General features: G+C 70.2%; 8 protein-coding genes and 1 riboswitch. Of the genes, 3 read left to right on the top strand and 5 right to left on the bottom strand.

The window, feature by feature from the left end; genetic code table 11:
* Positions 1–5 precede the first annotated feature (5 nt).
* The 3 genes from cydB to hisC all read right to left on the bottom strand — a co-directional run bounded on the left by cydB (position 6) and on the right by hisC (position 3,911).
* Positions 6–1,010, bottom strand: a complete 1,005-nt coding sequence (gene cydB, locus ACIRPP_RS18335; protein ID WP_403643598.1) for a cytochrome d ubiquinol oxidase subunit II — start codon at positions 1,008–1,010, stop codon at positions 6–8.
* Between the two features lie 20 nt (positions 1,011–1,030).
* Complete coding sequence (locus tag ACIRPP_RS18330; protein WP_403643595.1) at positions 1,031–2,536, bottom strand: cytochrome ubiquinol oxidase subunit I; 1,506 nt, start codon at positions 2,534–2,536, stop codon at positions 1,031–1,033.
* 295 nt (positions 2,537–2,831) lie between these two features.
* A complete protein-coding gene (gene hisC, locus ACIRPP_RS18325; protein WP_403643592.1) occupies positions 2,832–3,911 on the bottom strand; it encodes a histidinol-phosphate transaminase in 1,080 nt (359 codons plus the stop codon).
* Positions 3,912–4,369: 458 nt separating this feature from the next.
* Between hisC and ACIRPP_RS18320 the strand changes: the two genes are divergently transcribed.
* The 3 genes from ACIRPP_RS18320 (at position 4,370) to ACIRPP_RS18310 (ending at position 7,984) form a co-directional block, all read left to right on the top strand.
* Positions 4,370–5,482, top strand: a complete 1,113-nt coding sequence (locus tag ACIRPP_RS18320; RefSeq protein ID WP_403643590.1) for a LacI family DNA-binding transcriptional regulator — start codon at positions 4,370–4,372, stop codon at positions 5,480–5,482.
* A 349-nt stretch (positions 5,483–5,831) separates the two neighbouring features.
* On the top strand, positions 5,832–6,923 hold the full coding sequence (locus ACIRPP_RS18315) for a metallophosphoesterase (protein ID WP_403643965.1): 1,092 nt from the start codon (positions 5,832–5,834) through the stop codon (positions 6,921–6,923).
* A gap of 194 nt (positions 6,924–7,117) precedes the next feature.
* A complete protein-coding gene (locus tag ACIRPP_RS18310; protein WP_403643587.1) occupies positions 7,118–7,984 on the top strand; it encodes a hypothetical protein in 867 nt (288 codons plus the stop codon).
* Between the two features lie 376 nt (positions 7,985–8,360).
* On the opposite strand, the gene ACIRPP_RS18305 is transcribed toward ACIRPP_RS18310, so the two are convergent.
* Positions 8,361–9,827, bottom strand: coding sequence for a VWA domain-containing protein (locus tag ACIRPP_RS18305; protein WP_403643584.1), 1,467 nt, complete (start codon positions 9,825–9,827; stop codon positions 8,361–8,363).
* 217 nt (positions 9,828–10,044) lie between these two features.
* Positions 10,045–11,859, bottom strand: a complete 1,815-nt coding sequence (thiC, locus tag ACIRPP_RS18300) for a phosphomethylpyrimidine synthase ThiC (protein ID WP_403643582.1) — start codon at positions 11,857–11,859, stop codon at positions 10,045–10,047.
* A riboswitch (TPP riboswitch) is annotated at positions 11,852–12,041 on the bottom strand. Its footprint overlaps the gene before it by 8 nt.
* Positions 12,042–12,064: the final 23 nt, after the last annotated feature.

The raw sequence follows: 12,064 nt of genomic DNA, 5'->3' as shown, positions 1-12,064 counted from the left end.
ACACCTCAGTGCACGGGATCGGCGATGTGCTGGGTGCCGATCCGCTTGCGGAACACCCAGTACGTCCAGCCCTGGTAGAGGATGACGACCGGAGTGGCGATCACCGCGAGCCAGGTCATGATCTTCAAGGTGTAGGGGCTGGACGAGGCGTTGGTGACGGTCAGGCTCCAGTCCGGGTCCAGGGTGGACGGCATGACGTTCGGGAAGAGCGTCAGGAAGAGCATGGCCACCGCGGCCACGATCGTGACGCCGGACAGCATGAACGACCAGCCTTCCCGGCCGGCCCGGTTGGCCACCAGAGCGGCGGCCAGCGAGGCGACCGCCACGACGAGGGCGATCAGGCTGATGCCGTCACCGCTGCGCACCTGGGTCCACAGCAGGAAGCCCAGCGCCAGGGCGGCGGTGACCAGTCCCACCCGCTCCGCCAGGTGCCGTGCCCGTTCCCGGATGTCGCCGACGGTCTTCAGGGCGGCGAACACCGCGCCGTGGAAGGTGAACAGCGTCAGCGTGACCAGGCCGCCGAGCAGGGCGTACGGGTTGAGCAGCTCCCAGACGTGGCCGACGTACTCGAACTCGGCGTCGATCTTCACGCCGCGCACGATGTTGCCGAACGCCACGCCCCACAGGAACGCCGGGACGAGCGAGGTCCAGAAGATCGCCGTCTCCCAGTTGCGCTGCCATTTCTCCTCCGGCCGCTTCGCCCGGTACTCGAAGGCGACCCCCCGCACGATGAGGCAGACGAGGATCACGAGCAGCGGCAGGTAGAAGCCGGAGAAGAGCGTGGCGTACCACTCGGGGAAGGCCGCGAAGGTCGCGCCGCCCGCGGTGAGCAGCCACACCTCGTTGCCGTCCCACACCGGACCGATCGTGTTGATCAGCACCCGCTTCTCCGTGCGGTCACGGGCGAGCAGCCGGGTGAGGATCCCGATCCCGAAGTCGAAGCCCTCCAGGAAGAAGTAGCCGATCCACAGGACGGCGATGAGGACGAACCAGACGTTGTGCAGTTCCATGACGGTGTGCCTCCCTCGGCCTAGTACGAGAAGGCCATCGGCTTGTCGGCGTCACGGAGGTCGCCGCCGAGCTTCTTGGGCGGGTTGAGGTCGGACTCGGTGAGCTCCGGCGGTCCCGCCTTGACGTACTTGGCGAGCAGCCGGACCTCGATGACGGCCAGGGCGGCGTACAGCGCGGTGAAGACCGACATCGAGATGATGACCTCGGCCTGGGACACACCGGGGGAGACCGCGTGGCGGGTCTGCATCAGGCCGTAGACGACCCAGGGTTGCCGGCCCATTTCGGTGAAGATCCATCCCCAGGCGTTGGCGATCAGCGGGAAGGCCATCGTCCACAGGGCCAGGCGCCAGTAGAGTCGGGTCAGCTTCGCACCGAGCGGCTGCTTGAGCAGCACCAGGTGCGGCACCTCGTCCTCCCTGGTGCGCAGGGCGGGTGGCAGCAGGAACCGCTTCCGGGTGAGCCACAGGCCCAGCAGGGCGAGCGAGAAGGACGCCATGCCGAAGCCGATCATCCAGCGGAAGCTCCAGTAGGCGACGGGGATGATGGGCCGGTAGTCGCCGGGGCCGAACTGCTCCTGCAGGGCCTCGTTGGTGTCGTTGATGCCCGGCACCTCGGAGTCGAAGTCGCCGTGGGCGAGGAAGGACAGCAGGCCGGGGATCTCCAGGGCGACCTTGTTGTGTCCCTTGTCCACGTCCCCGTAGGCGAAGACGGAGAAGGGTGCGGGGCCCTCGGTCTCCCAGAGCGCTTCGGCGGCGGCCATCTTCATCGGCTGCTGCTCGTACATGACCTTGCCGAGGGTGTCGCCGCTGACCGCGGTGAGCAGGCCGCCGACGGCCATGGTGACGAGGCCGAGCCGGAGCGAGGTGCGCATCACCGTGATGTGCTTCTTGCGCATCAGGTGGAAGGCGGCGATGCCGACCACGAAGGCACCGCCCGTCAGGAACGCCGCCGCGAAGCTGTGGAAGACCTGGTTGAGGGTGGTGTTCTGGGTGAGCACCAGCCAGAAGTCGGTGAGCTCGGCGCGGCCCTTCTCCTCGTTGATCCGGTAGCCGACCGGGTGCTGCATCCAGGAGTTCGCGGCCAGGATGAACCAGGCGGAGAGCAGCGTGCCGATCGAGACCATCCAGATGCAGGCGAGGTGGATCTTCTTGGGCAGCTTGTCCCAGCCGAAGATCCACAGCCCGATGAAGGTGGACTCGAAGAAGAAGGCGATCAGCGCCTCGAAGGCGAGCGGGGCGCCGAAGACGTCACCGACGAACCGTGAGTAGTCGGACCAGTTCATGCCGAACTGGAACTCCTGCACGATGCCGGTGACCACGCCCATCGCGATGTTGATCAGGAAGAGCTTCCCCCAGAACTTGGTCGCCCTGAGGTACTTCTCCTTCTCCGTGCGCACCCAGGCGGTCTGCAGCCCGGCGGTGAGGGCGGCCAGCGAGATCGTCAGGGGGACGAAGAGGAAGTGGTAGACGGTGGTGATGCCGAACTGCCAGCGCGCCAGGGTCTCCGGCGCCAGAGCCAGTTCCACGTCGTGCTCCTTACGTCGCCGTGGTCGGAACGGCCGCTTGCTCCCCGTTCATCCCCACACAACTCGGGAATACGGGGTCCGCTTGTGAACGCGTTCACATTCACAAGCAATTATGACGTACTGCTTTTCGCATCCGGAAGGGGGGTCCCCTGTGATGTCAACCCCTCTGCATCACCGGGCCCCGGAGGCCGTCCCGGGACCGGTCGGCACCCCGCCCGCTGCCGCGCGCCCACACACGCGGGCGGCCGGCGGGATCACCCGCCGGCCGCCCGGACACACGTGTCGTCGTTCGGACTCAGACCTCCCTGCGGAAGGCCTCCGTCGTCTTCAGGAAGATGTCGTTCGCCTCGGTCTCCCCGACCGTCACCCGCACGCCCTCACCGGCGAACGGCCGGACGACCACCCCGGCCTGCTCACACGCCTGCGCGAACTGCACCGTGCGCTCGCCCAGCCGCAGCCAGACGAAGTTGGCCTGCGTCTCCGGCACCGTCCAGCCCTGCTCGCGCAGCCCCTCGACCACTCGATTGCGCTCACACACCAGCGAACCGACCCGGCCGATGAGCTCGTCCTCCGCCCGCAGCGAGGCGATCGCCGCCTCCTGCGCGATCTGGCTCACCCCGAACGGGACCGCCGTCTTGCGCAGCGCCGCGGCCACCGGCTCGTGGGCGATCGCGAAGCCGACGCGCAGCCCGGCCAGCCCGTAGGCCTTGGAGAAGGTGCGCAGCACGCAGACGTTGGGCCGCTCCCGGTAGATCTCGACGCCGTCGGGCACCTCGGGGTCGCGGATGAACTCGCGGTACGCCTCGTCCAGCACCACCAGGACGTCCTGCGGCACCCGGTCCAGGAAGCGCTCCAGCTCGGCCCGCCGCACCACCGTGCCGGTGGGGTTGTTGGGGTTGCAGACGAAGATCAGGCGCGTGCGGTCGGTGATGGCGTCGGCCATCGCGTCCAGGTCGTGCACATCGCCCGGCGTCAGCGGCACCTGCACGGACGTCGCCCCGCTGATCTGCGTGATGATCGGGTACGCCTCGAAGGAGCGCCAGGCGTAGATCACCTCGTCGCCGGGGCCCGAGGTGGCCTGGAGCAGCTGCTGGGCGACGCCCACCGAACCGGTTCCGGTGGCCAGGTGGGAGACCGGCACCGCGAACCGCTCGGACAGCTCGGCCATCAGCGCCGTGCACGCCATGTCCGGGTAGCGGTTGAAGGACGAGGCCGCGGCGGCGACGGTCTCCATGACACCCGGGAGCGGAGGGTAGGGGTTCTCGTTGGAGGACAGCTTGTAGGCGGCGGGCCCTCCGGCCGCGGCCGGCCTGCCCGGCTTGTAGGTGGGGATCCCCTCCAGCTCGGCGCGCAGCTTGGGGCTCGTCTCGCTCACCGCAGTCCTCCTCGCGAAGACCGGCGGCCCATGACCGCCGCCGACATCCAATACTGCTCACCTTATGAGGATTCCCCTCCGCTGCGTAGAGCGGTGGCGCAGCGGGATGCGCGGGCCGCACGGGGCCCGCCCGGGCCCCTCCCTCCGAGGACAACGGGGCAAGATCACCCGAAGTCGCATGAAGGGCGCGCGCACGGGGGGCGCGCCTCACATATATCTATGCGCCGGTGGTTCACGCCGTGGCGCGCATCCCTCGTGCAGGTGAGTTGAGACCTCTTCGCAACATCGGACCCTTGGCAGGTACGTGCGGGTCGAGACGTCAGTTCCGTGAATTGGAACGTTCAACTTCCTTGCTTTCCATGGAGATTGGTCGTTTTTGATCATGCAAAAACGTGCCTGTCAACGCGTGCATATGCGCCCGCCCTACCCCACCGCATGAGCCCTACTATCGGCTCGCCATGACAGCAGCAGGGAAGCACCAGGTGAGCCGCGCGGAAACCTCACGCCGAGGCAGCCGGCCGGGACGAGCGGGCATCAGGGATGTGGCCGCCGCCGCCGGAGTCTCCATCACGACCGTCTCCGACGCCCTCAACGGCAAGGGCAGGCTCCCGGACGCCACCCGGCGCCATGTCCGCGAGGTCGCCGACAGACTGGGCTACCGCCCCTCGGCCGCCGCCCGCACGCTCCGCACCGGCAAGTCGGGACTCATCGGCCTGACCGTGACCACGTACGGGGATGAACCTTTCACCTTCACCGAGTTCGCGTACTTCGCGGAGATGGCGCGCGCCGCCACCTCCGCCGCGCTCGCCCGCGGCTACGCCCTCGTGATCCTCCCCGCGACCTCCCGGCACGACGTGTGGTCCAACGTCGCCCTGGACGGCACGGTCGTCATCGACCCCTCCGACCACGACCCGGTCGTCAGCGAGCTCGTCCGGCAGGGCTTACCGGTCGTCTCCGACGGCCGCCCGGCCGGTTCCCTCCCGGTCACCGCCTGGGTGGACAACGATCACGAGGCCGCCGTCCTCGGCATCCTGGACCACCTCGCCGACGCCGGTGCCCGCCGGATCGGCCTGCTGACCGGGACCACCACCGACACCTACACGCACCTGTCCACCACCGCGTACCTGCGCTGGTGCGAGCGCGTGGGACAGGACCCGGTCTACGAGTCCTACCCGGCCCACGACCCGTGCGCGGGCGCCGTCGCCGCCGACCGGCTCCTCGCCCGCCCCGACCGCCCGGACGCCGTCTACGGCCTGTTCGACCCCAACGGCACCGACCTGCTGGCCGCGGCGCGCCGCTACGGCCTGCGCGTCCCGGAGGACCTGCTGCTCGTGTGCTGCAGCGAGTCCACCGTGTACGCCAACACCGAGCCGCCGATCACCACCCTCTCCCTCAAGCCACGCCGGATCGGCACGGCCGTGGTCCAGCTGCTCATCGACGCGATCGAGGGCGTCGCCTCCGACCATCCGGTCGAGCAGGTGATACCGACGGAGCTGATCGTGCGCACCTCCTCGCAGCGCCGGCCGCCCCGCACGACGGTCAGCCCGCCGAGGTCACCCGAGCGCACGTGACCCGTCCGCCGCACGGCACCCGGGCCCGGGGCGGCGGGAATCCAGAAGGGCCCCGTGCGGGGATCGGGTGCCGCCCCGGAGGGTGAAACGGCCGACATCCGACGCCACTCCTCCAGGGGAACCGGGCCGACCGCCCGACCAACGCGCGCCCGCCCCGCCCCCGCTCGGACGGGCTCGGGGGCGGCGAAGCCGGGCGCAATCGGGACGAAAGCCGCGGCGAACCGGAGCCCCGCTCTGATTCAGCACCCCTGGGTCATCACATGGCGGGATTCGCATTCCTATGATGGGCCCACGACACCGCGGACCGCTGCGACCAGGCAGTCCGATGCGGTGCAGACGCGGCGCGATGGTGGTGGAGGGGTCGATGACTCAGGGGGCCGGTCAGGGACCCGAGGTGGAGCGCACGGCGACGGTGCGCGACTTCCGGGTGCCCGCGTACGTCCACGAGACCGGCCCGTACGCCCACAGCACCCATCCCGGCGACGTCGTCCCGCCCGTCGCGGACACCTACCCCGAGGGATACACGCCCACACAGCGGGACCTTCCCGTCATCAATCGGGGTGACACTGTCCAGGTGCCCGTCGAACCCGAGCCCGCTCCGGCCCCGCAGTCCGCCACGGGCCCCGGTCCGCTGTACGTGGTCGGGGACGTCCACGGCTACCTCGACGAACTGGTGGCCGCCCTGCAGGAGCAGGGACTGATCGACGCCGCGGGCCAGTGGTGCGCAGGCACCGCCCGCCTGTGGTTCCTCGGCGACTTCACCGACCGCGGCCCGGACGGCATCGGCGTCATCGACCTCGTGATGCGGCTGTCCGCCGAGGCGGCCGCGGCCGGCGGCTACTGCAAGGCCCTGCTGGGTAACCACGAGCTGCTGCTCCTGGGCGCCAAACGGTTCGGCGACACCCCCGTCAACTCCGGCGCGGGCACCGCCACCTTCCAGGCGGCCTGGCTGCTCAACGGCGGACAGAAGACCGACATGGACCGCCTCCAGGACCACCACCTGCAGTGGATGTCCCGCCTGGATGCCGTCGAGGAGGTCGACGGTCATCTGCTGCTGCATTCCGACACCACGGCCTACCTCGACTACGGCCGTTCCATCGAAGAGGTCAACGACACCGTCCGCGAGACGATCACCCGCAACGACGCGGACGAGGTCTGGGACCTGTTCCGCAAGTTCACCAAGCGCTTCTCCTTCCGGGACGAGGGCGGCGCCGACGCGGTGCGCTCCCTGCTGGATACGTACGGCGGCACCCGGGTCGTTCACGGGCACAGCCCCATTCCCTATCTCCTGGGCGAAGTCGGCTCCGAGGACGGCGAGGACGACCGCGGCCCCGTCATCGAAGGACCGCACGTCTATGCCGACGGGCTCGCCATCGCGATGGACGGCGGCGTGACGATGGCCGGAAAGCTGCTGGTCCGGCAACTGCCCCTGCACGCCTGAGGCTTCACCCGGCCGCTTCCGGACCGCCTTCGGACGGCCCCGGGAAGCAGCCGACGCGTGTCAATTTCGGTAAACCCCCTGTCACCGCGCGCCGTCACCGCTCTACCATCGGCTTATCCGTAGCAGGCTCCCCTCCGTTTCTGCCCGACGGCTCGTCAGCATGCCGAGCCCCAAGCCCTACGGAGCATCGGGGGATGCACATGAACAGCGTTCCGCAGTACCTGATGAGCGAGGACCGCCTGGAGTACGAGCGGGTTCTCGATGAGGCGCTGCGCACCGCACCACACCGTCCCGGACTGACCGCTGTCGGACAGCGGCTCAACGCCGAACAACTGCGCACCATGGCGCTCAACGCCACCGCGATCATCGCTGCGGCCGCGGCGACCGAGTACCAGCACTACGTCAAGGTCCGTGAGGAACTGCGCCACCCACCGGGGGCCACCACCCCGGCCGTGCGCGACGCGGGCTCCGAGGAGACCGGCGGCGGCGCGGTGGGACTCGCCGCCACCATGGGCGAGGTCGCCGAGACGGCCGGCGCGGGCGCCGTCGCCGTGGTCGCCGTCCTGGCCCCCGTCCTGGCCGGCACCGCTGCCGTGATCTTCCTGCTCGTCGGTTACGTCCTGCGGGTCGTCGACCCGGACGCCGCCTTCGCCCGCACCATGCTCACCACCGGCTGGGTGTTCGGCGCGGTGACGGCGGTCGCCATCCTCGTCGCCGCCGTGGGACTGCTGCTCACCGCACTGCGCAACAAGCCCTCGGCACACAGCGGGCCGTACGCGCAGGCCGACGAGGAACTGGCCCGGGCCAGGGAAGCCTGGCGGGAGGCCCTCCTGGAGCGCGGCATCGTGCCGTTCCTGCGCGACGCCCTGGCCGACCCGGGCGCCGCCGCCGCACTGCACCGGTCGGGGCCCGGCACGCCGGCCGGGCGCATCCCACAGCTCGGCTACGACCGGCCGGGGTTCAGCAGCCCCGACGAGGGGCCGTCCAGCGGCCGGCCGAGCTACTCGAGCCCGGACTACAGCAGCCCGGACTTCGGCGGACCGGAACACCAGCCGGAGTAGCCGGACGGTCCGGCCGTCGGCTCGCGCTCCCCGCGGAGCGGGAGCCGGGAGAGGGCCGAGTGCGCCCCAGGACCGGACGGTCCGGGGCCGCGGTGCGTCCTGGCCTCCTGGTCTCCCGGCCTCCTGAGCGCGGGCGGTACACGGCGGGGGTGCGATGCGCGCGGGCGTCCCACGGCGGTCGTGGGTGGGTCTCTCGGCGGGGTGCCGGGGCGTGGGCGCGCCCGGGGACGCGAGCCGCGGACGTCGTGGTCGTCAGGTGTCCGTTCGGCGGTTCGTCGTGTCGAGACCCGCCGGTGTGGGGGCCCGGTGGTGTTCGGGCCGGTGGTGTGGGGGCGAGGCGGTGTGCGGGCAGCGCGATCACGCGCCCGTCCGCCGGTCAGAGAATGCCCGCCCGGCCCGCGGCCGCGATCCACGACGGGAACTCCGACAGCAGACGGTCGTACAGCTCCGGGTCCGGCACCGTGCTGATGTCGTCGACAGCGAAGAACCCGACGTTGTCGACGCGTCGGCCGGGCAGGGTGTCGAACCGTTCCAGCACGCCGTAGTCGGCTCTGCCGAGCCCCACGAACTGCCAGAAGATCGGCTCCTCCACCGCATCCCGGAGCTCCCGCTCGATCTCCGCGTTGCGGTAGACACCACCGTCGGAGAAGAACAGCACCAGGGTGGGCGCCGACGCCGGATGGCCCCGGACGAAGGAACGCACCTCGGCGATGACCTTCTGCTCCTCGTTCTGGATACCGACCGCGCGCATGTCGACCTGGCTCGGGTCCAGCCCCTTCTTGCGGCCGCGCCGGAAGAGGCTCATCTCCCCCACCCGCACATGGAGCCGCAGCCACTCGGGCAGCTCGCCGAGCCGCAGATCCGGCAGCCGGGCCGGATTCGAGGCGAACGTCCAGGCCTGCATCTCGCCGTCGTCGTCCAGCTGAGCCGCGACCGCGGCCATGCGCTCGACGACGTCGGCCACGATGCCCCTGGAGTACAGGAAGGACATCGACCCGGAGGCGTCCAGGACGAGCACGACGCGGGCGGTGACCCCGGTCGCCCCGTGCTTCCGCAGGCTCACCGCCACCTGTTCCTTGCGCAGGGACAACCGCTTGCGCATGTCCACCGGCAGCCGCTCCTCCCCCTTGGTGAGCCGCGGGGTCGTCCCGGGGCCGGGCGGAGTCGCCGGAGCGGGCGCGGGAGGTACGGCCGGGGGCGGGGCCGGCGGGGCGGGCTGCGACGGATAGGGCGTTCCGGCGGCCGGTGCCGGGGGAGCGGCGGGCGGAGCGTGCGGGGAGGCCGCCGGAGTGGTGGGCGCGGCCGGGGGAGCATCGTCGACCGAGATGCCGAAGTCGGTGGCCAGTCCGGCGAGTCCGGAGGCGTAGCCCTGGCCCACCGCCCGGAACTTCCACGCCGCCTGCCGCCGGTACAGCTCACCGCCGATGAAGGCCGTCTCCGTGCCGGCCGCCATGTCGAACCGGGCCAGCTCCGCTCCCGTCCCGGCGTCGAACAGCCGCAGTACCAGGCCCGGGACCTGACCGAAGGTGCCGCCGTCCGCCGACGCGCACAGCACGATCCGCTCGACGGCGGGCTCGAGCGCGCGGAGGTCGACCTCCAGCGTGTCGGTCGAGCCGCCGGCCGAGTCCAGCTTGCCGCGGTGCGTCACGGCGTTGGACGAGTGGCGGGGCTGGTTGTAGAAGACGAAGTCGCCGTCGTCCCGCACCCGTCCGGCGTCGGTCAGCAGCAGGGCCGAGGCGTCGACGTCGGGCACCCCGGGACCGGTGCCCCAGGCGAGTTCGACGCGCACCACCGGGGCATGGACCGGAAGGTTGGAACCCTTGCTCATCGGTGTGGCTGTCATGCGCTCAGTCTGCCCTCCTCCATGGCTGGAACCCACCGTGCCGGCGCCGGGCGGGCGGCAGCGCCGAGGGACCGGCGCCGGGCCGCCGCCCTGGGGGCGTCGCCCGGTCCGGCGGCGAGACCACCCGGTCGTCCGGTGGCGGTGCCCGGATCGGAAATCGCGGGCACCACCACCGTTCGTGCGGCGCTCAGGCCCGGCTCAGGGCCTGGAGGGCGCGTCAGTCGGCGATCGGCAGATACACCCGGTTGCCGCCCGCCGCGAACTCCTTCGACTTCTGGAGCATGCCCTCGGCGATCTCCTCGGCGGACGCGCCGTCGGCCCCCGCGTCCCCGAACCGCTCGGTGATGCTGTGGCTGATCTTCATCGAACAGAACTTCGGCCCGCACATCGAACAGAAATGGGCCGTCTTGGCGGGCTCCGCCGGGAGCGTCTCGTCATGGAACTCCCGGGCCGTGTCCGGGTCGAGGGCCAGGTTGAACTGGTCCTCCCACCGGAACTCGAAGCGGGCGTCGGACAGGGCGTCGTCCCACTCTTGCGCTCCCGGGTGTCCCTTGGCCAGGTCCGCCGCATGGGCCGCGATCTTGTAGGTGATCACGCCCGTCTTGACGTCGTCGCGGTTGGGCAGCCCCAGGTGTTCCTTGGGTGTGACGTAGCAGAGCATCGCCGTGCCCCACCAGGCGATCATCGCTGCGCCGATGCCGGAGGTGATGTGGTCGTAGGCCGGCGCGACGTCCGTCGTCAGCGGGCCGAGCGTATAGAACGGGGCTTCATCGCAGATCTCCTGCTGAAGGTCGATGTTCTCCTTGATCTTGTGCATCGGGACGTGGCCCGGGCCTTCGATCATGGTCTGTACGTGGAAACGCTTCGCGATCCGGTTGAGTTCCCCGAGCGTGCGCAACTCCGCGAACTGGGCGTCGTCGTTGGCGTCCGCGATCGAACCGGGCCGCAGGCCGTCACCGAGCGAGTACGTCACGTCGTAAGCGGCGAGGATGTCGCAGAGCTCCTCGAAGTTCTCGTACAGGAACGACTCCTTGTGGTGCGCCAGGCACCACGCCGCCATGATCGAGCCGCCACGCGAGACGATGCCGGTCTTGCGACGGGCGGTGAGCGGTACGTACGCCAGGCGCACACCCGCGTGCACCGTCATGTAGTCCACGCCCTGCTCGGCCTGTTCGATGACCGTGTCCTTGTAGATGTCCCAGGTCAGCTCCTCGGCCCGGCCGTCGACCTTCTCCAGGGCCTGGTAGAGCGGCACGGTCCCGATCGGCACCGGGGAGTTGCGCAGCACCCACTCGCGCGTGGTGTGGATGTTCCGGCCGGTGGACAGGTCCATGACCGTGTCGGCGCCCCAGCGCGTCGCCCAGGTCATCTTCTCGACCTCCTCCTCGATGGAGGAGGTCACCGCCGAGTTGCCGATGTTGGCGTTCACCTTCACCAGGAACCGCTTGCCGATGATCATCGGCTCGGACTCCGGGTGATTGACGTTGGCCGGCAGCACGGCCCGGCCCGCCGCGATCTCCTCGCGGACGACCTCCGGAGAGACGTTCTCCCGGATCGCCACGAACTCCATCTCCGGCGTGATCTCGCCGCGTCGCGCGTACGCGAGTTGCGTGACCGCGCGACCCTCGCGGCCCCTGCGCGGCTGACGCGGACGCCCGGGGAAGACCGCGTCGAGGTTGCGCAGACCACCCCGCGGCGAGGTGTGCCTGATCCCGTCGTCCTCGGGACGGACCGGCCGTCCCGCGTACTCCTCGGTGTCGCCCCGGGCCACGATCCAGTTCTCCCGCAGGGGCGCCAGTCCCCTGCGCACGTCCGTGTCGACATGCGGATCGGTGTACGGGCCCGAGGTGTCGTAGAGCGTGACCGACTCCCCGTTTGTGAGACGGACCTGACGGACCGGCACTCGCAGATCAGGACGGGTGCCTTCGACGTACGCCTTGTGCCAGCCGATGGGTGTCGCGCTCTCCCCGTTCACCGACGCTTCCGTCGGATTCTGCGTGGAGGCAGGCGTGCGTGCGTCCTTGTTGGTCATGAGACCTACTCCCTACGCCGGCATTACCCGGTAACAGGTTCGGCGGTCGACGCAGCGGCTTCCGTCGGACGGCGTTCCGTGTGAAACATCACTCGGACTCGGTGATGTTTCATGTGAAACGTCGCTGGGACGGAGGTCAGCGCCCTCTCAGCCCGGTGCTCCGAGCTCCCGCGTGTACAAAAGGTGCCCCCACGCTAGCGTCCGT

The sequence above is a fragment of the Streptomyces sp. NPDC101219 genome (assembly GCF_044767675.1).
Lineage (GTDB): Bacteria > Actinomycetota > Actinomycetes > Streptomycetales > Streptomycetaceae > Streptomyces.
This window is presented reverse-complemented; position numbering and strand designations above follow the sequence as displayed.